General features: G+C 66.2%; 13 protein-coding genes. 8 read left to right on the top strand and 5 right to left on the bottom strand.

Annotation, left to right across the window (positions count from 1 at the left end):
- Positions 1-60 precede the first annotated feature (60 nt).
- Together AiwAL_RS04205 and gltB are read left to right on the top strand one after the other, a co-directional pair.
- Positions 61-1,512, top strand: a complete 1,452-nt coding sequence (locus tag AiwAL_RS04205) for an NAD(P)-dependent oxidoreductase (protein WP_235702964.1) — start codon at positions 61-63, stop codon at positions 1,510-1,512.
- 5 nt (positions 1,513-1,517) lie between these two features.
- Positions 1,518-6,068, top strand: coding sequence for a glutamate synthase large subunit (gene gltB, locus AiwAL_RS04200; protein ID WP_235702963.1), 4,551 nt, complete (start codon positions 1,518-1,520; stop codon positions 6,066-6,068).
- Between the two features lie 21 nt (positions 6,069-6,089).
- Here gltB and rfaE1 read toward each other — a convergent pair whose 3' ends face one another.
- Positions 6,090-7,550 carry a D-glycero-beta-D-manno-heptose-7-phosphate kinase gene (gene rfaE1, locus AiwAL_RS04195; RefSeq protein WP_235702962.1) on the bottom strand — a complete coding sequence of 487 codons (1,461 nt, stop codon included), beginning with the start codon at positions 7,548-7,550 and terminating at the stop codon, positions 6,090-6,092.
- Between the two features lie 71 nt (positions 7,551-7,621).
- Between rfaE1 and AiwAL_RS04190 the strand changes: the two genes are divergently transcribed.
- Entirely contained in the window at positions 7,622-8,620 is a 999-nt protein-coding gene (locus tag AiwAL_RS04190; protein WP_408851223.1) for an Hsp33 family molecular chaperone HslO, read from the top strand.
- Complete coding sequence (locus AiwAL_RS04185; RefSeq protein ID WP_235702960.1) at positions 8,617-9,273, top strand: hypothetical protein; 657 nt, start codon at positions 8,617-8,619, stop codon at positions 9,271-9,273. Before AiwAL_RS04190 ends, AiwAL_RS04185 begins: the two co-directional genes overlap by 4 nt.
- A gap of 120 nt (positions 9,274-9,393) precedes the next feature.
- Here AiwAL_RS04185 and pheT read toward each other — a convergent pair whose 3' ends face one another.
- The 3 genes from pheT to AiwAL_RS04170 form a co-directional block, all read right to left on the bottom strand.
- On the bottom strand, positions 9,394-11,910 hold the full coding sequence (gene pheT / locus AiwAL_RS04180; RefSeq protein ID WP_262312180.1) for a phenylalanine--tRNA ligase subunit beta: 2,517 nt from the start codon (positions 11,908-11,910) through the stop codon (positions 9,394-9,396).
- Positions 11,907-12,980 carry a phenylalanine--tRNA ligase subunit alpha gene (gene pheS / locus AiwAL_RS04175; RefSeq protein ID WP_262312179.1) on the bottom strand — a complete coding sequence of 358 codons (1,074 nt, stop codon included), beginning with the start codon at positions 12,978-12,980 and terminating at the stop codon, positions 11,907-11,909. Before pheS ends, pheT begins: the two co-directional genes overlap by 4 nt.
- 117 nt (positions 12,981-13,097) lie before the next feature.
- Complete coding sequence (locus tag AiwAL_RS04170) at positions 13,098-15,836, bottom strand: Hint domain-containing protein (protein WP_262312178.1); 2,739 nt, start codon at positions 15,834-15,836, stop codon at positions 13,098-13,100.
- Between the two features lie 403 nt (positions 15,837-16,239).
- On the opposite strand from AiwAL_RS04170, the gene AiwAL_RS04165 reads away from it, so the two are divergent.
- Positions 16,240-18,519: a prolyl oligopeptidase family serine peptidase gene (locus AiwAL_RS04165; protein ID WP_262312177.1), complete on the top strand. Its 2,280-nt coding sequence runs from the start codon at positions 16,240-16,242 to the stop codon at positions 18,517-18,519.
- A 130-nt stretch (positions 18,520-18,649) separates the two neighbouring features.
- On the opposite strand, the gene AiwAL_RS04160 is transcribed toward AiwAL_RS04165, so the two are convergent.
- Positions 18,650-18,997: a hypothetical protein gene (locus tag AiwAL_RS04160; RefSeq protein ID WP_235702955.1), complete on the bottom strand. Its 348-nt coding sequence runs from the start codon at positions 18,995-18,997 to the stop codon at positions 18,650-18,652.
- 34 nt (positions 18,998-19,031) lie between these two features.
- Here AiwAL_RS04160 and AiwAL_RS04155 point away from each other — a divergent pair, with 34 nt between their 5' ends.
- From AiwAL_RS04155 to tilS, 3 genes are all read left to right on the top strand, one after another.
- A complete protein-coding gene (locus tag AiwAL_RS04155) occupies positions 19,032-19,535 on the top strand; it encodes an OmpA family protein (RefSeq protein ID WP_235702954.1) in 504 nt (167 codons plus the stop codon).
- Between the two features lie 186 nt (positions 19,536-19,721).
- A complete protein-coding gene (locus AiwAL_RS04150; RefSeq protein ID WP_262312176.1) occupies positions 19,722-20,606 on the top strand; it encodes a tol-pal system YbgF family protein in 885 nt (294 codons plus the stop codon).
- Complete coding sequence (gene tilS, locus AiwAL_RS04145) at positions 20,597-21,796, top strand: tRNA lysidine(34) synthetase TilS (protein ID WP_235702952.1); 1,200 nt, start codon at positions 20,597-20,599, stop codon at positions 21,794-21,796. The genes AiwAL_RS04150 and tilS overlap by 10 nt, the downstream gene beginning before the upstream one ends.
- Positions 21,797-21,992: the final 196 nt, after the last annotated feature.

Below are 21,992 nucleotides of genomic sequence, written 5' to 3'. Positions count from 1 at the left end.
TCCCTTTTGCTCGGCTAAACACGCTTCGGAAACCCAGTTACGGAAACGGAGTTGTGCCGAATGGCCGAGCACATGCAGCAATTCGTGCGTCTTCCCCAGCGTCCGCCGGCCAAGCGCGGGGTGAGCGAACGGCGCGCGGATTTCGCGGAAATCTATCGCGGATTCGACCAGGAGGGCGCGCGCGCCCAGGCCAGCCGGTGCAGCCAGTGCGGCATTCCGTTCTGTCAAATTCATTGCCCGCTCGGCAACAACATCCCCGACTGGCTGAAGCTCTCCTCCGAAGGACGGCTGGAGGAAGCCTACGAAATCTCCGCCGCGACCAACACCTTCCCCGAAATCTGCGGCCGGATCTGCCCGCAGGATCGGCTCTGCGAGGGCAATTGCGTCATCGAGAAAGGCTTCGAGAGCGTCACCATCGGCGCGATCGAGCGCTACATCACCGATACCGCGTTCGACAACGGCTGGGTCAGACCGATCCGCCCGCGCCGCGAACGCGGCCGGTCCGTGGGCATTATCGGCGCGGGACCGGCCGGCCTCGCCGCCGCCGAGGCGCTGCGCCGCCAGGGTTATGCAGTGCATGTCTATGACCGGCACGACCGGGTCGGCGGCCTGCTGATCTACGGGATTCCCGGCTTCAAGCTGGAGAAATCCATTGTCGAACGCCGCCGTGCCTGGCTCGCGGATGGCGGCATCGCGTTCCACCTGAACCAGGATATCGGCGGCGCGCTGAGCTTCACCGAACTGCGCGACCGGCACGACGCGGTGCTGATCGCAACCGGCGTCTACAAGGCGCGCGAGATCGCCGCCCCCGGTTCCGGCCTTGCCGGCATCGTGCCCGCGCTCGATTACCTGATCGCCTCCAACCGCAAGGGGCTCGGCGATATGGTTCCCGATTTCGACTCCGGCCTGCTCAATGCCGCGGGCAAGCGCGTGGTGGTGATCGGTGGCGGCGATACCGCGATGGATTGCGTGCGCACCGCGATAAGACAGGACGCCACCTCGGTCACCTGCCTCTATCGCCGCGACCGCGCCAACATGCCCGGCTCGATGCGCGAAGTGTCCAATGCCGAGGATGAAGGCATCAAGTTCACCTGGCTCGCCGCACCCGAGGCGTTTCTCGGCGATACCAGCGTCACCGCCGTCCGCGCGGTCAGGATGCATCTCGGCCTCGCCGACGCCTCGGGGCGGCAGACGGTCGAGCCGATCGCCGGCTCCTCCTTCACCGTCGAGGCCGATCTGGTCATCAAGGCGCTCGGATTCGACCCGGAAGATCTGCCGGGCGCGTTCGGCGAAAAGAACCTCGGGCTCAGCCGCTGGGGCACGCTGAAAATCGATCCGCGCAGCTTCATGACCGCACTGCCCGGCGTGTTCGCGGCGGGCGACATCGTGCGCGGCGCCAGCCTCGTGGTCTGGGCGATCAAGGATGGCCGCGACGCGGCGGCCTCGATGCACACCTATCTCGAACGGAGCGCCGCGCGCGAGGCAAGCGCCTTCGCGACGGCAGCGGAGTGACGGCAATGACCCCAGAGACCGCCCAGGAAACCGCAACGGAATTCCTCGCCGCGTGGCAGAACAACATTGCCAAGCTGACAGGCAGCTACGATCCGTCGCAGGAGCACGATGCCTGCGGCGTCGGCCTGATCGCGGCACTCGACGGTCGCAAGCGGCGCGACGTGGTGGTCGCCGGAATCGACGCGCTCAAGGCGGTCTGGCATCGCGGCGCGGTGGACGCCGACGGCAAGACCGGCGACGGTGCGGGAATTCATGTGGAAATCCCTCAGGATTTCTTCGCCGAGGCGGTGGAGCGCGGCGGCGACCGGATGCGCCAGGGGCCGGTCGCGGTCGGCATGGTGTTCCTGCCGAAAACCGATCTTTCCGCGCAGGAACGCTGCCGGCAGATCATCGAAACCGAAATCCTCAATTTCGGCTACCGCATCTATGGCTGGCGCCAGGTGCCGATCGACGTGTCCTGCATCGGCGAGAAAGCCAATGCCACGCGCCCGGAAATCGAACAGATCATGGTCTGGAACGCGCTCGGCAAGGCCGAGCCGGATTTCGAGCGCGATCTCTTCATCATCCGCCGGCGCATCGAGAAAGCCGCGATTGCGGCCCAGATCCCGGAACTCTATATCTGCTCGCTGTCCTGCCGGTCGATCATCTACAAAGGCATGTTCCTCGCGGAAAGCCTGACCGAATTCTACCCCGATCTGCTGGACGAGCGCTTCATCTCGCGATTCGCGATCTACCATCAGCGCTATTCAACCAACACGTTTCCCACCTGGCGGCTCGCCCAGCCGTTCCGCATGCTGGCCCATAACGGCGAAATCAACACGCTGGCCGGCAACGTGAATTGGATGAAAAGCCACGAAACCCGGCTCGCCGCCGAGATGCTGAACAATCATCTCGACGACATCAAGCCGGTCATCCAGGCCGGCGGCTCCGATACCGCGACGCTCGATGCTGTCTTCGAACTGCTCGTGCATGGCGGCCGTGACGCGCCGATGGCAAAGACGCTGATGATCCCGCCCTCCATCGGCGCGGATGCGACGATGAAACAGGCACATCGCGATCTCGTGCTCTATTGCAACGCGGTGATGGAACCGTGGGACGGGCCGGCCGCGATCACCGCGACCGATGGGCGTTTCGTGCTCGCCGGGCTCGACCGCAACGGCCTGCGCCCGCTGCGCTACACGCGGACGAACGATGGCATGCTGATCGTCGGGTCTGAAACCGGCATGGTCAAGCTCGATGAAAGCCGGATCATCGAGCGTGGCCGGGTCGGCCCCGGCGAGACCATCGCCGTCGATCTCGACGAGGCGCGGTTCTATCATTTCGACGAAATCATGGACGTGCTTGCCGCGCGGCAGGATTTCGGCGCCTGGACCAGGCGCATCACGGTGATCGATCATATCGTGAAAACCGACGCGCCCGAGCCGGTGCAGTTCGGCGGCGAGGAATTGCGCCGGCGTCAGTTGGGGGTCGGCACCACGCTCGAGGAACTGGAACTGATCCTGCACCCGATGGTGGAGGACGCGAACGAGGCGGTCGGCTCGATGGGCGACGACACGCCGATCGCGGTTCTATCGGAGCGTTATCGCGGGCTGCATCATTATTTCCGCCAGAGTTTTTCGCAGGTCACCAACCCGGCGATCGATTCCCTGCGCGAATCGCGGGTGATGTCGCTGAAAACCCGGCTCGGCAATCTCGGCAACGTGCTCGACGAGGATTCCGAGCAGTGCGATCTGCTGCAGCTCGAAAGCCCGGTCCTCTCGACCGCCGAATTCGACGCGATGCGCCGCACCATGGGCGAGGCCGCCTGCGTGGTCGATTGCACCTTCCCGGTCGCGGATGGCGAAGGCGGGTTGCGCGCCGCGATCGAGCGCATTCGCCGCGAGGCCGAGGAGGGCGTGCGCGCGGGCTGCACCCATGTCATTCTGACTGACGAGGCGTTTTGCGCGGACCGTGTGCCGATCCCGATGATCCTGGCGACCGGTGCGGTCCATACCCATCTGGTCCGGCAATCCCTGCGCACCTTCACCAGTGTCAATGTGCGCGCGGCGGAGTGCATGGACGTGCATTATTTCGCCGTTCTGATCGGCGTTGGCGCGACCACGATCAACGCCTATCTCGCCCAGGAAAGCATCGCCGACCGTCACCGGCGCGGGCTGTTCGGCAATCTCACGCTGAAGGACTGCGTCGGCCGCTACAAGAAGGCGGTCGACAAGGGACTGCTCAAGGTGATGTCGAAGCTCGGCATTTCGGTCATCTCCTCCTATCGCGGCGGCTATAATTTCGAGGCGATCGGCCTGTCGCGCGCGCTGGTGGCCGAATTTTTTCCCGGCATGCTGTCGCGCATCTCCGGCATCGGCCTGCCCGGCATCGCGCACAAGCTGATCGAATTGCACGAAACCGCCTGGAACAGCGATGTGATCACCCTGCCGGTGGGCGGCGCCTATCGCCTGCGCCGCAACGGCGAAACCCATGCGTTCGACGGCGACATGGTGCATCTGCTGCAAACCGCCGTCGCCACCGACAGTTTCACCCTGTATCGCAAATACGCCGATGCGGTGAACAGCCACGCGCCGGTGGCGCTGCGCGACCTGCTGGCATTCCGCAGCGAAGGCCGCACGCCGATTCCGGTCGATGAGGTCGAGAGCATCACCGAAATCAGAAAACGCCTGTTGTCTCCAGGCATTTCGCTCGGCGCCCTGTCGCCCGAAGCGCATGAAACCCTGTCGATCGCGATGAACCGGATCGGCGCACGCTCCGATTCGGGCGAGGGCGGCGAAGATCCCGTACGCGCCAGGCCGCGCCCGAACGGCGATAACGCCGCGTCGGCGATCAAGCAGATCGCCTCGGGACGGTTCGGCGTCACCGCCGAATATCTCAACAACTGCCGCGAGATCGAGATCAAGATCGCTCAGGGCGCCAAGCCGGGCGAGGGCGGGCAGTTGCCCGGCTTCAAGGTCACCGAGCTGATCGCCAAGCTGCGCCATTCGACGCCGGGCGTCATGCTGATCAGCCCGCCGCCGCATCACGACATCTACTCGATCGAGGATCTCGCCCAGCTCATCTACGATCTCAAGCAGATCAACCCGCAGGCCAGCGTGTGCGTCAAGCTGGTCTCGCGCTCCGGTATCGGCACCATCGCCGCGGGTGTCGCCAAGGCGAAAGCCGACGCGATCCTGATTTCCGGTCATTCCGGCGGCACCGGCGCTTCCCCGCAAAGCTCGATCAAATATGCCGGCCTGCCCTGGGAAATGGGATTGTCGGAAGCGCATCAGGTGCTGATGCTCAACCGGCTGCGCCACAAGGTGCGGCTGCGTACCGATGGCGGCATCAAGACCGGGCGAGATGTGGTCATCGCCGCGATGCTGGGGGCCGAGGAATTCGGCATCGGCACCGCCTCGCTCGTCGCGATGGGCTGCATCATGGTGCGCCAGTGCCACTCCAATACCTGCCCAGTCGGCGTCTGCACCCAGAACGAGGCGTTGCGCGCGAAGTTCGAAGGCACGCCCGAGAAGGTCATCAACCTGTTCTCCTTCGTCGCCGAGGATGTCCGCCACATCCTCGCCTCGCTCGGCGTCAGGCGCCTTGCCGATGTCATCGGCCGGACCGACCTCCTGCACCAGGTTTCGCGCGGCTCGGAAATTCTCGACGATCTCGACCTCAACGCGATTCTCGCCCAGGCCGATCCAGGTCCCTATGCGCGATACTGCACGCTGGAAGGCCGCAACGAGGTTCCCGAATCGCTCGATGCGCAAATGATCGAAGATGCCGGCGCCTTCTTCGAGCGCGGCGAAAAAATGCAGTTGCAATACGGCATCCGCAATACGCATCGCGCGATCGGCACCAAATTCTCCTCGCGCATCGTCCGCAATCTGCGCGGCGTGAAACTCCAGCCCGATCACGTCACCGTGCGCCTGCGCGGCTCGGCCGGCCAGTCGCTCGGCGCCTTCGCGGTGCAGGGGCTGAAGCTGGAAGTCTTCGGCGACGCCAACGACTATGTCGGCAAGGGGCTGTCGGGTGCGACCATCGTGGTCCGCCCACCGCCGTCATCGAATATCGCGAGCAACCACAACACGATCATCGGCAACACCGTGCTCTATGGCGCGACCTCCGGCAAGCTGTTCGCCGCCGGGCAGGCCGGCGAGCGCTTCGCCGTGCGCAACTCCGGCGCCGTCGCCGTCATCGAAGGCGCGGGCTCCAACGCCTGCGAATACATGACTGGCGGCACCGTCGCGATTCTCGGGCCGGTCGGCGACAATTTCGGTGCCGGCTTCACCGGCGGCATCGCCTTCGTCCATGACCAAGACGATACGTTCGAGTTGCGCATCAACCCGGAAAGCCTGCTGTGGGATCGGGTGACCGAACCCTACTGGGCCGATCATCTGAAAAGCCTGGTGGCCGAGCACGCGCGCGAAACCCAGAGCCGCTACGCCGAAATGCTGCTCAACGCGTGGGGCCGCACGCTTGCCAGGTGCTGGATGGTGGTGCCGCGCGACTACGCCAAATTCCTGCCGGTACCGCTGCGCGCCGAGGAGGCCGAACGCATCCCGGCGGAATAGCGGTCCACTAACAATTGACGACTATCGTCTCAGGCGCGTGACCGTCGCCGTGGTGGAATGGCCGGGCAGCAGCTCGGCCAGCATCACCCGCCCGCCCCAGGATTCCACCTCGCGCCCCCCAACCACCGTATCGTGCGTGTAATCCGCGCCTTTCACCAGCAGATCGGGCCGTATCGCATCCAGCAATTCGAGCGGCGTATCCTCCTCGTAGATCACCACCAGATCGACGCTGGCGAGCGAGGCCAGCACCGCCGCGCGCGCCGCCTCCGGCTGCACCGGGCGCGAGGCCCCTTTCAGCCGCCGCACCGAGGCGTCGGCGTTCATCCCGACGATCAGCCGGTCGCACGCGGCCCGGCATTGTTCGAGCAGATGCACATGGCCCGGATGCAGCAGATCGAAGCAGCCATTGGTGAAGCCGACTCGCCAGCCGCGCTGGCGCCAGCGCTCGGCGGCCTCGGCGGCGGCCTGCCGCGTCACCACCTTGCGCAGCGCGCCGGAGGCGGGCTTCACCGCGTCGATCAGATCGTTCGGCCGTGCCACGGCGGTGCCGACCTTGCCCACCACCAGCCCGCCGGCGATGTTCGAAATCCGCGCCGCCACGGTCAGCGGCAATCCGGCCGCCAGCCCCGCCGCCAGCGCCGCAACCACCGTGTCGCCCGCGCCCGACACGTCATAAACTTCCGCTGCCTCGGCCGGATAATGCCGCACGATTTCGCCGGAAATCAGGCTCATGCCGTCCTCGGCGCGGGTGCACAGAACCGCGCCGAAGCCGAACCGCCCGATCATCTCCCGCGCCGCATCGACAATCGCGTTCTCATCGGCCAGTTCCCGCCCCACCGCTTCCCCCAATTCGCGCCGGTTGGGGGTGATCACGTCCGCGCCCGCGTAGTGCGACCAGTCGGCCCCTTTGGGGTCGACCACGATCTGCCGGCCGATCGCCTTCGCGGCCGCGATCAGCGCGCGCGCGAGCGAGGGCGCCAGCACGCCCTTGCGATAATCGGACAGCACCGTCACCGTCGTCGCCGCCATCGCATCGTTCGCGATGCGCAGCAGCCGCTCGGCGAGTTTTTCCGGCAGCACGCTGGTCCGTTCCCGGTCGGCGCGGATCAGATGCTGCCCCGCCGCGATATAGCGCGTCTTGACCGTGGTGGCCCGCCCGTTCTCCACCAGCAGCCAGGGCTCGACATTCGGCTGCCCGCCGATCAGCGCGGTCAGGTCCGACCCTTCCTGGTCGTCGCCCACCACGGAGACGAAAGCGGTCGCGGCGTCCAGCGCGGTCAGGTTGCGCACCACATTGCCCGCGCCGCCCGGCATCGCGATCTCGCGCAAGACGGTCAGGATCGGCACCGGCGCCTCCGGGCTGACCCGCGCAACCAGGCCATAGACGTAGCGATCGAGCATCAGATCGCCCACCACCAGCACGCTCGCGCGCGAAAGGGTCTGGATCGCCGCGATCAGGTCGCCGTCGTCATGCTCGGTCATGCCGTATCGCTAGCTTGCGCGGCCGCGCCCGGCAAGCGGTTTCAACCGCATGGCGATCGGACCGCCGGGCAATGGCAAAGCCGCGCGCAAGCCTCTATCTAAGCCCTATGACCGACCTGCCGCCGTTTCTCGACCGCAACCGCCCCGACGTGCCGGATCTTTCGGTGCCGCGCGGCGTCACGCCCTTCTTTCTGCCGAAACAGCCGGTGCGCGGCCGCCTGGTGCGCCTCGGCCCGCTCGCCGATGCGCTGCTGACCCGCCACGACCATCCGCCGCCGGTGCGCGCCTTGCTCGGCCAGGCTCTGGCCCTGGTCGCCGGCCTCGCCACCGCGCTGAAATTCTCCGGCACCTTCTCGCTCCAGGTGAAAGGCGACGGCGCGGTGCCGCTCCTGCTCGCCGATTGCACCGAATCCGGCGCGCTGCGCGGCTATGCCCGGCTCGCCGACGCCGCCGAACTCCCGGAAACCCCAACCGCCCGCGCCTTGATGGGCGACGGGTTTCTCGCCTTCACCGTCGATCAGGGCCCGGACATGGAGCGCCACCAGGGCATCGTCAGCCTGGAAGGCGACAGCCTCGCGGACATGGTACTGCACTATTTTTCCACCAGCGAACAGCTCCCTTGCGCGATCCATCTCGCTTGCGCCGAAACGCCAGGTGGCTGGCGCGCCGCCGCGCTGATCCTCGAGCGGATCGCCGGTGCCGGCGGCATCGACCCTGCTTTGTCCGAGGCCGCGCAGGAAGAATCCTGGCGCACCGCGAAAATTCTTGCCGCGACGATCACCGAGGCCGAACTGCTCGACGATTCGCTGCCGCCCGACCGGGTGCTCTACCGACTGTTTCACGGCGAAGGCGTCGCGGTGGACCGCCCGCGCGCGCTCGCCTATGGCTGCCGTTGTTCGCGTGCCCGCCTTGCGGATGTGCTCGGCGGATTTTCCGAGGAGGATCTGGACCATATGACCGTCGATGGGACGATCACCATGACCTGCGAATTCTGCAATGTCGATTTCCGGTTCCCGCGCGCCGATATCGAAGCCAGCGGACCCGCCGAACGCCAGGAGACATCGAGATGACCCGCCCGAAAATGACGCGCAGGCTGCTCGCTTCCGCCCTGCTCGCCGTCCCGCTCGGTCTCGCCGCGTGTTCGAGCGGGCCGCCGGTGCCAACCAGTTTCCCGCCGCTCGACTATTCCTATTTGCCGCCGATCACCCTGAAGGTGGCGAGCGTTCAGGTGCGCGACGAATACCTGCCCGGCCCGAACGCGGCGCAGATGATCACCCTGGCACCGGAAGCGCCCGCCTCGGCGCTTGCACGCATGGCGCAGGAACGCCTGGTCGCGGATGGCAGTCCCGGCGCCGCCGTGTTCGTCATCAAGCGCGCCGCGCTCGATCAGGTTGGCGACATGCTGGACGGCACGATGACGGTGGAATTGGATGTCCGCGCCAGCAACGGCCAGCGCGCCGGCTATGCCGATGCCACGGTGTCGCGCAGCACCACCGCGCCGTCGAACGAGAGTCCGGACCGGATGCGCGCCGCCCTCTACGACCTGACCAAGCGGATGATGGCCGACATGAATGTCGAGCTGCAATACCAGATCCAGAAGAGCCTGCCGGACTGGCTCGCCTATGCGCCGGGCGTCGGCATGGCGCCTGCCTCGGCGACCCCGCCGCCCTATTCGGGCAATAGCGGCATCCAGGCGGAACCGCTGCCCACGCCGTCCGATTGAAAAACAGCGGAACGTAGCCTTGGCTCGTTCCGCTACCGGCCGCAACGCGGACGCGCAGCTTTAGCTGCGGAAGCCAAGCGCGCGGATGCGCGCGCCCGGCGTCTGAGGGCTTTGCATAAATCAACTTCGCAGCGTCGCGCCGGTCGCCTTGGCCACCGCCGCCACGATCTTGCCCGACAGCGCCTCGATCTCCGCGTCGGTCAGGGTCGCCTCGCGCGGCTGGATGGTCACCGCGATGGCGAGCGACAATTGCCCGCCCGGCAGCTTGTTTCCGGCATAGCGGTCGAACAGCGCCGCCTCGGCGATCAGCGCCCGGTCCGCGCCGCGCGCCGCGCGGAGCAGCGCCTCGGCGGAGATTCCCGCATCGACGACGAACGCGAAATCCCGCCGGATCGGCTGGAACGGCGGCAGCGACGGCGCCGATTTGCGCCGCCGCTTCGGTTCGGCGATCGCGTCCAGCATGATCTCGAATCCCGCGCTGTTCGCCGGCAGGTCGAGCGCCGCGCAGAGTGCCGGATGCAGCGTCCCGAAATGCCCGAGAACGGTTTTTGGCCCCTGCCGCACCGTGCCGGACCGGCCCGGATGATAGTGCCCCGGCGCATCGGCGGTCACGCTCAGCGCCTCCATCGGTACGCCGAGTTCGGCCAGAACCGCGAGAACATCCGCCTTCGCATCCCAGATATCCACGGCACGCGCCGGGCTGGTCCAGGACAAGGGCGTTTCGCCCACCCGCAGCCCGGCGGCGATCGAATCCTGTCCCTCCGGCGTCGCGTCGCGAAAACCGGGCCCGATCTCGAACAGCGCCGGATCGGCAAAGCCGCGCGCGACGTTCTTTGCGGCGGCCAACGCCAGCGTCGCCAGGGGGGTGGGACGCATCTGGTCGAGATCGGCGGCGATCGGGTTGGCCAGCGCCAGCGCCTCAGGCGTCGCGCCGAACCGCGCCGCGCTCTCCCGGTCGAGAAAGCTGAAGGTCACGCATTCGGCCATGCCGCGCGCGGCGAGCAGCCGGCGCACCCGCACGGCGCGCCCCTGCCGGAGCGTCAGAGTCGCGCGCGGCACCGCCGGGATGCCCGGCAACGACACCGGCGCGATCCGGTCGAGCCCGTCGATCCGCAGCACCTCCTCGATCAGATCGATTTCTGCTCCGATCGCCGAAGCGCCTTCACGCACTGTCCTGACGCGTCCGGCGTCAAGATCGGGCGCCGGATCGAGAATGCCGGTCAAGGACCCTTCAAAATAGATATCGGGGTCATAGGCATAGTTGGATCGCGCGACGGCGATATCGTTGCGCCAGGACGGCACATCGACGGTGACTGAATCCGAACCCCGCCCCGCGACGCCGAAACCGAGCCGCCGCAGAATATCGATCGCGCGCTCCGGTTCGATATCGGCGCCGCCCAGCCCGGCCAGCCGCTCGAACCGCATCGCAGCCCACCGCCGCCACGCCGGCTCCGCGCCAGCCACGCTCACCTCGCTCGGCACGCCGCCGCAAATTTCCACGATCATCGCGGTCGCCGCGTCCAGCCCGGCCGGCAGCAGCGCCGGATCGATGCCGCGCTCGAAACGCTGCCGCGCATCGGAATGGATTCCGAGCCGCTGCCCGGTCAGCGCGACCCGCACCCGGTCGAACAGCGCGCATTCGATGAACACGTCGGTCGTCGTCGCATCGCATCCGGTGGCCTCGCCGCCGACGATGCCGGCGAGCGACTGAACCTCCGCCGCATCGGCGATCACGCAATCCTCGGACTCGACCGTCACGTCGCGCCCGTGCAACCCCCTGAACGTCTCGCCGGCACCGCGCCGGAGCACCAGCGCACCGCCCGCCACCTTGTTCGCGTCGAACACGTGCAGCGGCCGGCCGAGATCAACGGTGAAGAAATTGGTGATATCGGCCAGTGCATTGATCGGCCGCAGCCCGATCGCGGTCAGAAGCCGCTTCAGCCAGTCCGGGCTTTCGCCGTTGGTCACGCCCCGCACCGTGCGCCCCAGCACCCAGGGGCAGGCTTCGGGATAGTCGTTGCGCCAGACCACCACGCTCGGCCCGTCACCGACGATTTTCGGCGCGGACCATGGCTTCAGCGTACCCAGCCCGGCGGCGGCGAGATCGCGCGCCACGCCGCGCACCGCGAAGGCATCGCCGCGATTCGGCGTGACCCCGATTTCGATCACCGGATCGTCGAGCCCTGCCCACGCCGCATAGGCCGCGCCGACCGGCGCATCCTCCGGCAGCTCGACGATGCCGGCATGGTCCTCGCCGAGCCCCATTTCACGCGCCGAGAGCAGCATCCCTGCCGAGGCGACGCCGCGGATTTCGCCCGTCTTCAGGGTAATTCCAGTCCCCGGAATGAACGCGCCCGGCGACGCGAACACGCCCGTCATGCCGGTGCGCGCGTTCGGCGCGCCGCACACCACCGAAACCTCGCCGCTCCCGGTATCGACCCGGCACACGCGTAGCCGGTCCGCGTTCGGATGCGGCACCGCCTCGATCACGCGGGCGATCCGAAACGGCGCGAGTGCGGCGGCGCGATCCGCGATACCCTCGACCTCCAGCCCGATCGCATTCAGCGTCTCCGCGATCCGTTCGATCGGCGCATCGGTTTCGAGATGCGTCTTCAGCCATCCGAGCGTGAACTTCATCGCGCATCCCCTTCGTGAAGCGTCACCGGCGCCATCGGCGAGGCGCCGTAATGCGCGAGCCAGCGGATATCGCTTTCGAAAAACGGCCGCAAATCGGCGATTCCGTGCTTGAGCATGGTGAGGCGCTCCACCCCCATGCCGAAGGCGAAGCCCTGGAAGTCGCGCGGGTCGAGCCCGCAATTGGCCAGCACGTTGGGATGCACCATCCCCGAGCCGAGGATTTCCAGCCAGTCCGCCCCGCCGCCGATCTCGCCGCTCTTGCGGTCCCAGGCGATATCCACCTCCATCGACGGTTCGGTGAACGGGAAATAGCTGGCCCGGAACCGCACCTTGAGGTCGGGCCGCTCGAAATAGGCACGCAGAAAGTCGATCAGGCAGCCTTTCAGATGCGCGAGGGTGATCCCCTGGTCGATCACCAGCCCCTCGCATTGATGAAACATCGGGCTGTGGGTCGCGTCGTGATCCGAGCGATAGGTCCGCCCCGGCGCGATGATGCGGATCGGCGGCTCGGCACTCAGCATGGTGCGGATCTGCAAGGGCGAGGTCTGGGTGCGGAGCACCATCGGCCGGTTGCGCCCGGCGGATTTCAGATAAAATGTGTCCATCATCGCCCGCGCCGGGTGGTGAGCCGGAATGTTCAGTGCGCCGAAATTATACCAATCCTCCTCGACATCCGGCCCGTCGGCGACGGCGAACCCCATCGCGCCGAAAATCGCCGCCATTTCCTCCATGGTGCGCGAAATCGGGTGGATCGAACCGCGCCGCTCCGGCCGCGCGGGCAAGGTCACGTCAATCCGCTCGGCCTCCAGCCTTGCCGCCAGCGCCGCCGCATCCAGCATCGCGCGGCGCTGCTCGATCGCGTTGGCCAGCCCCGCCTTGAGGTCGTTGACCGAGGCGCCGAACGCCTTGCGCGTCTCGGGATCGAGCGTTCCCAGCGTCTTGAGCAGGGCGGTGACCCGGCCCGACTTGCCGAGCAGGCCGACGCGCACGGCGTCCAGCGCGGCGGGATCGGCGGCGGCGGCGATCGCGTCGCGGGCTTCGGTTTCGATGATGGAGAGATCGTCTGACATGGTCGGGCAGGGAGCGTGGCGGGCCGGAAATGTCAAGCAGCGCCGCGCGATATCCAGATAGGAAAACGGCTTCCGGTCACCCGGAAGCCGCTTCCCGTCACGTCCGGTATCCCGATCTCAGGCGAACGCCGCCTCTTGTTGCGCCCAGGGCGCCCAGCGGCAGGCGATGGCGTCATAGGTGATTTCAAGAACGCGCGCGCCAACGCCCTCCGGCAGCGCGAGCGCGACCCGCGCGCCGCTCCACCGTCCGCGATGATCGTCCGCCGCGAACAGCCCGTCCATCGAATCGAGCCCGACAGGTTGGCGCCCCGCCGCATCGATCAGCTTCGCCGAAACGATTTTCAGTCCCAGCGACCGCCGGTCGTCCGAGCCGGGGTCGACCTCCGCCGGCACCCCGGTCGCGACCGCCAGGCTCGCCGCTGTCACGCCCGCCGGCAAGGCAAAGCGCAGCACGCCGGTCTCGCCCGGCAAGGCGGCGATCGCATCGCCGCCCGCCAGCAGTTTCGCCGCCAGCGTATCGGTTGTTTGCAACCCGAGCGTTTTGGCGCGCTCATGCAGCCGCGTCCGCACGTCCCGCACCCGGGCGCCGCCGGTCAGCAGCTCCGCGCAGCGCGCCGCCCTGGCGCCGGTCGCGAAATCGGGATGCAGCGCCACGGCACCGGCGCCGTTGGCGAACATCGCGCGGTTGTCGTCGTCGATATAGCTCTCGGCCGGCAGCCCTTCGGCGAGCAGCACGTCATGCGCGTCCAGTTCGACATGGTAGTAGGTCACGCGCCGGGCCGCCCGGTCGCGCTGGATGGTCGCGCCGTTCACCAGCGTCTTGGCCTCGATCAGCGCGCCGTCGACAAAGATCGCGTGATCCGGCGAGACCGTGAGGTCCCGCGCCGGCAGACCCGGCCCGAACGCTCCGGCCAGGATGCGGATCGGCTCGACCGTCGCGCGATCCTTGACCCGATCCAGCGCGATATGCCGGTGCCCGATCCACACGACGCCGCGCGTCCGAACCCCGCCCTCGCGGCCGATCACCACAAGGTCGCCAACCTCCAGCGCCTCCACCGCGATCTCGCCGCTCGCGGTGAGAATCCGCGTCCCCTCGGCGAAGCAGGGCACCGAAATCGTGATGCCGTTCGGGCCAACGGTATCATACAGCGTGTTGGCCGGGTCGGTGTCGAACGTGCCGGTCAGATGCAGCGATTCGGTATAGGTATGGCCCGCGACGATATCCGTCACCGTCAGTTCGCCCGTCTTCGGATCATAGCTGAGGCTGACATCCTTGGCGCTGCCCGGCGTCTTCTCGGTGCTGTTGCCCAGGACGATCCGGTCGTTCGGGCCGAAACCCCTGATCGTCCCGCCGAAACCGGCCGGACTGCCGTTGATGTCCAGCACGTTCGGGGCAAGCGTGGTCCCATGGGTGCCGAAATCGACGGTGATCGATCCGTCATTGCCGGTGCTGTTGGCCAGAGTGACATGCGTGCCGTGATCGATGAAAATCGTGCCGTCGCCCGCCAGCGAGGTGGTATCGGTGAAGCTGGTGTGCGAGCCGGTCACGCCGATCGTGCCGTTATCGGTCACCATCGTCCCGCCGATCGAGGCGGTTCCGGTCGGGATCGATACCGTTTCGCCGGGATACACGGTCTCGCCGGGCGAAACCTCGCCGCTCCAGTTGGACGGATTGAACCAGCTCGTGGTGGTGCCGCCGCCGGTGAAGGTATAGTCCGCCCCCGCGGTGATGATTTCCGTGGTCTTGCCGCCCTGGCTGATGGTGCGCGCGGTGAAGAATGGCGCGATCGAACCGGCCAGGGTGATGATGTCGGTCTTCTTGCCGTTTTTCGTCTCCAGTTCGGTCACGCCGTGGACGGTTGCGGTGGTGACATTGGCCGTGCCGGAAAAACCGTCGATCTCGATCGTCTGGCCCGTACCGAATCCATCGACCGATCCTGCGAATCCGGCGGCATCGGTCAGAGCCAGGGTGTTGTTTGTCCCGCCCGCGAAAACCACCTGTTCCTTCGCCGCGACGGTGCCGAGCACCGCCTCGCCGCCATGGGAAATCTCGATATAGCCGTCCGGCGCATGGCCGGGATTCGCCGCGTTCGGGCTGTCGGCCACGCTGTTGGCGATGAAGGTGCCGCCATCGGCCAGAACCCAGCCCTCGTTATAGAAATTGACGGTATAGCCGCTGGCGGAGGTAACCTGGATATCGACCGTGCCGCGATTCGAGGCGTCGATTTCGCCGTAATTGACCAGGCCATGCGGCGATTGGGTATTGCCGCCGATTTCGATCGCGATGTTCAGGTCGTTGCCGGCGCCATTGGCGCCGATGAAGCCGAAATTATGATTTACGTCATTGGAAATGACGGTATCGCCGCCCTGCGCGACGATGCTCGCCAGCGTGTCGAACACCGGCGTCTTCGAGCTTGCCGGCGACAGGCCGGAAATCGTGCCGTCAACGCCGCCGAGACTGCCCGTTCCGCCCGGCCGTCCGAGTGCCAGGCCTTGCTCGGTCAGCGTCGCGCCGGCGGCGAGGGTGATCGCCTGGCCGTCGAGCTGATATTCGAAGAAGGCGGTGGGCGTGCCGCCCTGATACGATGGTATCGCCTGATAGACGTCAACAACGTTGTAGTTTGATGACGGCAGCGTATTGCCCTGCAGTATGGACGCGATCGTCGGGCCCGGCGTCGCCGAACCCGGAATCACCACGCCTTGCAGCGAGTCCGAAGACTCGACTGGCACGCCGTTCGACCAGTTCGAGCCGGTGAACCAGTTACTGTAGTTACTGTAGAATCCATTATTCCCGTCGCTGTCGGCAGTCCAAGTGGTCGAGCCGATCGTGCCTCGGCTGCTGTCGGAATTGGCCATGAGAGCGCTCCCTGGAAAATAAAATTCGGGAGCACCACTAACGTTAACATCAATGCTTCGCAACAAAAACTCGAATGTATATTATAAAACTTCTCAAATATTTCGATTCTAATCTAAATTATTTAAATAATTTTTCGATTTTTGCTTTGAATTGTCAAATTTTAGTCCAATTAAATCAATAAACTCTAAATATAATTTAACAAAATCATATTTTGGCTGTTTTTCTCGCCTGGGACGATGGTTAGCGAAATAGTCTCAGTTTCATAACAAACGCCGCAAGACCGACATGGACCACACGGCGGGAGACATTTTCCGAAAACCGCGCCTGCACGAGTCGAATGGGGGCTTCCGGCGCGCCGCATAGCCCGATAATCTGGCGACACAATATTTCGGAGTCGTCCTTATGTCGTTGATATCAAAACGAATTGGTCTCGCCGCCTTGGCGGTTTCCGGCCTCGTCCCTGCCGCCCAGGCCGCGCCGATGCCGCCGAAACCACCGTCGGCCCCGGCGATCCGCCATGTCAGCCACGATTTCGGCACGCCGGTGGTCGACGATTATCGCTGGATGGAAAAGCCCGGCAGCAAGCGGCTCGCCACTTTCATGCGCGAACAGAACGCCTATACCCGCAAGGTTCTGGATGCGATTCCCGGCAAGCAGGCGCTCTACGAACAGATCAAGCAGGACGCCAATGTCGGCGCCGCGGTATTCTGGGTCACCCGCACCGCGGGCAAGATCTTCTACATGGGCCTCGAGCCCGGCCAGGACACCGCGCATCTCTTCGTGCTCGATAAAATCGGCGCCAAGCCCCGTCTGCTGATCGACCCGATGCGCTTCAGCACGAACCATATCCCGCAGGCGCTCAATTTCTATTTCGTCTCGCCCAACGGCAAATACGTCGCCTTCGGCGTCTCCGGCGGCGGGTCCGAGCAGGCCAAGCTCCGGGTGCTCGATGTCGCGACCGGCAAGCTCTTGCCGATCGGCATCACGCGGGTCGACGGCGACAACACCGACTTCCCGCCGGTTTCCTGGCTGCCGGATTCCAAGGGTTTCATCTATTACCGGCTGCACAAATTCGGCGCGGGCGCGCCGGTCACCGATTTCTACCAGAAAAGCCGCGACTATCTGCATCTGCTGAGCGCGAACGATCCCACCGGCGCGCGGGACAAGCCGGTATTCGGCTATGGCGTCGCCAGATCGGCGCCGATGACCCTGGCGCAGGACGCGCTGGTGATGACCGTGCCGAATTCGAAATACGCGCTCGGCGTCTTCACCGAAAACGAGGAACTCCAGTCGGTCGACGCCATCTACGCCGCCAAGGTCGCCGATCTCGAACGCGGCGCGCCGGCCTGGCGCAAGGTGGCCGGGCGCGCGGCGGCGATCACCGGCTTCGCCCTGCACGGCGCGACTCTCGACATCATCAGCGCGCACCATGCACCTCGCTATAAAGTGATCCGCTACGACGTGACCGCCCCCGCTGCGCCGAAAACCGTGGTCGCCCCCGGCCGCGACGTCATCACCAGCCTGGCCGCGGGCAAGGATGGGCTCTATGTCGGCGCGATGCGCGACGGCATGGGCAGGATCATGCGGGTCGGCTACCGGTCCGGCAAAACCACTAAGGTGAAAATGCCGTTCCAGGGCGGCCTCGGCCAGATCATCGCCGATCCGCAAGCCCCCGGCGTCTGGTTCCATCTCGCCGGCTGGACCACGCCGCCCGCCTGGTACGATTTCAGCCCCGCGACCGGTAAAGTCGCGAATACCGGCCTGCAGAAGCCGCCCAAGGTCAGCTTCGCCGGCATCGAATCGAAAGAGGTCAAGGCGGTCTCCTGGGACGGCACGATGATCCCGGTCTCGATCATCATGAAAAAAGGCACCAGGCTCGACGGCAGGAATCCCACGCTTCTGATCGGCTATGGCAGCTACGGCATCACCATCACCCCCTATTTCGACCCGACCTCGCTGGCCTGGCTCGATCGCGGCGGCATCCTCGCGGTCGCCCATGTCCGCGGCGGCGGCTGGTATGGCCAGGCCTGGCACAAGGCCGGGCAGAAGCAGTGGAAAATCAACACGGTGTTCGACTTCATCGCCGCCGGGCAATACCTGGTCGATCACCATTATACCTCGCCGGCGCATCTGGCCGGGGAGGGCGGCAGCGCCGGCGGCATCACCATCGGCGGCGCGGTCGCCTGGCGGCCCGATCTGTTCGCCGCGGCGATCGACAGCCACGGCGACACCAACGCGCTGCGCATGCAGTTCAGCCCGAACGGCCCGCCGAACGAGATCGAGTTCGGCAACGTGCTGAAAAGGCGCGATTTCCACTGGATCTACGCGATGGATGCGATGGCCCATATCCGCACCGGGGTGAAATACCCGGCGATCCTCGCGATCACCGGGGCGAACGATCCGCGGGTCGAGCCCTGGGAAGTCGCCAAATTCGCAGCCCGGATGCAGGCGGCGAGCACGTCCGGCCGGCCGGTCCTGCTGCGGGTGAGCTACCAGTCCGGCCACGGTATCGGCTCGACCAAGGACCAGTATGTCCGCTCGCTCGCCGATCAGGACGCGTTCCTGTTCTGGCAACTGGGTGTTGCGGGATTCCAGCCGGATTTCGGCGCCGGAACCCCGCCGAAACGGATGGTGGTTCAACCGAGCCATAACCAAGGTCATTCGGCAAAAACTGGAACGTGATCGGCTTCAGGTAATCCGGCTCCGATAAAAACCGGGCGTTTTCCGTGATTGATTCGCGGAAAACGCCCGTCAGGCGGGCCGTCGGATCACGGCCGGCAGGAGGAAACGGAGACCACAGGCCTCATCACGGTTATCTGCCAGAGATATTAACGGCCGGTTTCCGCATCATATTTTCTCGCTCACCCGCGCCCAGATCCGAGGCAAATCCGCCGCAAACCGTGTCAAAAAAGTCGCGTTGCGGCGAAATTTCCGAATTGAAGCGGCCCCGCCCGCCCATTTGTTCAGAGGCCGCTTGAAGGACCGCTCCGGTAGGGGTAAACGCCCCGAAAGCGAAATGGTCGTTCGAACGTTTCGAATTAGTCATTTGCGCGGAGCGTTTCGTGTCGCTATCTTCAGGAAACGATTTTCCGAAGGAAGAAGCTCGGGACGACTCGAGGTTACGGACTGCACCAGCCGATGAATAATCGGTGGCTTTCAATCTTTGGCACCCAAACAAACCGGGATGGTACACAATGAAAATCAAAGCTCTGGGCGCACTTGCTGCTGTTGCCCTGCTGGCGGCGTGCTCGAGCGCCCCTAAAACCACCACGGCCACTACCGGCTCCGGTGCGACGGCGACGTCCACGGGCCCGGCTCCGGGAAGCGAGCAGCAACTGGTCGCCAGCGTCGGCGATCGGGCTTTCTTCGCTTTTAACCGATCTGACCTGACCTCCGCCGACCGTGCGACGCTCGACCGGCAGTCGGCTTGGCTCGCCAAATACCCGAATGTGGACGTTCTGATCGCCGGCAATGCCGACCCGCGCGGCACCGAGGCTTACAACCTCGCCCTCGGCCATCGCCGTGCCAACGCCGCCCGCAACTATCTGGTCGCCAGGGGCGTGAGCCCGTCGCGCGTCCAGACGGTGTCCTACGGCAAGTCCTGCCTCGTTTCCCCCGGCAATACCTCGGAGGATTATGCGCAGGATCGCGTCGCGATCACCTCGGTTCAGGGCTTCAACCCCCAGAACTGCCACTGATCGAATAGCCATCAAGACCTGCCGCCCGGCCATTGCGGTCCGGCGGCCCGGCACCGGCGATCCGTTTGCACGGGTCGCCGGTTTGCGTTTGCGGCCAGGCTGTACGCCGCGACAATTCCCTTTGCCGCCAAACGGATTTAAGACATCATCGCGCATTTCGCGCCGCCATCGTCCCAAGGATGTCACATGCGTCGTCTTCGTCCTGCGTCCGTCCTTCCCGCGCTTGCCCTGGCGAGCCTGATCCCGCTCTCCGCCGCCCGCGCGCAAATGATTTCCAGCCGAGAAGGCATCGCGCTCGAAAATCAGATCCTGGAGCTGCGCCAGCAGATCCAGGCGCTGCAGCAGAACAATTCGGGCGGCTCCGTGCTCGCCCCGTCGCAGCCGCGATCCCCCGGCAATGAAGGTGCGACGAATCCGCTGCTGCCCAACATGCTTCAGCAGGTGCAGACGCTGGAGGATCAGGTCCAGTCGCTGCGCGGCCGGGTCGATACGCTGGAGCACGAGGTCGCGACCCAGCACGACGAAATCAAGCAGGAAATCGGCAATCTGAAATTCCAGCTCAACCAGGGCGGCCAGGGTTCGGGGGGCGTGACCGAGCAGAACGGCGCGCCGCCCGCATCGCCGCCTGCCGGCGGCACGCTGGGCACACTGCCGAAATCCAGCCGGACGACCCCGCCGCACCCAGTCCGCACCGTCGCCTCGGTCACCGCCGCGCGCCGCGCGTTGGCGGCGCATGATTACCGCACCGCCGAAGCCGATTCGCGGGCGGTGATCGCGCACCAGGGCAAGGGCGCGGACGGCGGAGCCGCCGAATTCACCCTGGCAGAGGCGCTCGCCCATCAGGGCAATCATCAGGCGGCGGCGATCGCCTATGACGATGCCTATACGGCGGATAAAACCGGCCCCCATGCGCCCTATGCGCTGCTCGGCCTCGCCAACTCACTGGCCGCGATCCACCAGGATCAGGCGGCCTGCGACACGCTGGATTCGCTGACCCACCAAATCGCCTCGCCACCCGCCGGTCTCGCGGCACAGGTCCGCGCCGCGCGCAGCCGCGCGCATTGCGGCTGACCGGGACACTATCCGAACGCTTTGCCGAGGCGATGGCGCGGCTCGGACCGTTCGGCCCGACGCCGCGGCTTGCCGTCGCCGTCTCCGGCGGCGCCGATAGCACCGCGCTCGCCCTGCTCGCGCAGGACTGGGTTCGCCCGGCGCGGGGATCGGTCCTCGCCCTGATCGCCGATCACGGGCTGCGCGCGGAATCCGGTGCCGAAGCCGCCCTCACGGCACGCCGTCTCGCCGCGCGCGGCATCGAAGCGCGCATTCTCACGCTTAGCATCGCCCCCGGCTCGGCCCTGCAGGACCGTGCCCGCACCGCCCGCCATGCGGCGCTGGCGGAGGCGGCGCGCGCAGCCGGCGCGGTCCATCTCCTGCTCGGGCACCATGCCGGCGATCAGGCCGAACTGCTCGCCATGCGGGCCGCGCGCGGCAAGCGCGGTGCCGCCGGCATGGCGGGCTTCGCCGCACGTCACGATATCGTGCTGCTGCGTCCGTTGCTCGGCACCGATCCCGCCGAACTCCGCGCCGAACTTCGCGCGCGCGGCATGGGCTGGATCGAAGACCCCTCGAACGCCGATCCCCGTTTCGAACGTGCCCGGCTGCGTGCCTCCGGTCTTGAGCCGGCGGTACCAAACCCGTCCGAGGCAGCCGCGCTCGCCGCCGCCCAGCGCGACACCGCGCGCTTCCTCGCCGGGCACACGACAATCGCCCCGGAAGGCTATGCGATTCTGCACACCGACCGGCCACCGGAGGACGCGCTCGCGGTTTTGATCCGCGCGATCGGCGGTGCCCTCTATCCGCCGCGCCGGGATCGCGTCGCGCGCCTCGCGGCGGGGCTGCGTCCGGCAACCCTGGGCGGCGTGCGGATCATGAAGGCGGGCCGGCTCGGGCCCGGCTGGCTCCTGCTCCGCGAAGCGAGCGCCTGCGCCGCGCCCGCCGCACCGCGAGCCGGCGCGCTGTGGGATGGGCGGTTCCGCATTCTCGCCGTCCCGCAAGGTGCCGATGCGATCGGCGCGCTCGGCGATCGCGCCACGACATTCCGTCATGCGACCAGGCTGCCCGCTGCGGTTCTGCGCGCCCTGCCGGCCTTCTGCCGATCGGGCGAGGTTCTCGCGGTGCCGCATCTCGGCGCGGGTCCGTCCGCACGCCTCGCCTTCGCGCCTCCGGCGCCGGCGGCCGCCTTGCCTTTCGTCCCGGCATAAATCGCCATGCACATCTGCGCGCGAAGCAAGGGCATGGGATAGGAAAATCGCCTGCCATGCCCATTTGGAAAGACGGGTGGTGGTGCCTGGCACGCCATGCCATGATATAGACGGATGATGTTGATGGACGTTTGCGTGTTCGGCCGGCTTTCCGGCCACCCGGAGAGGCTCCGGGCGACAATGAAACTGGATGAAG

It is taken from the genome of Acidiphilium sp. AL, from assembly GCF_025499445.1.
Classification (GTDB): domain Bacteria; phylum Pseudomonadota; class Alphaproteobacteria; order Acetobacterales; family Acetobacteraceae; genus Acidiphilium; species Acidiphilium iwatense.
Note: the sequence above shows the minus strand (reverse complement) of the source record. Positions and strands in the feature narration are given on the sequence as shown.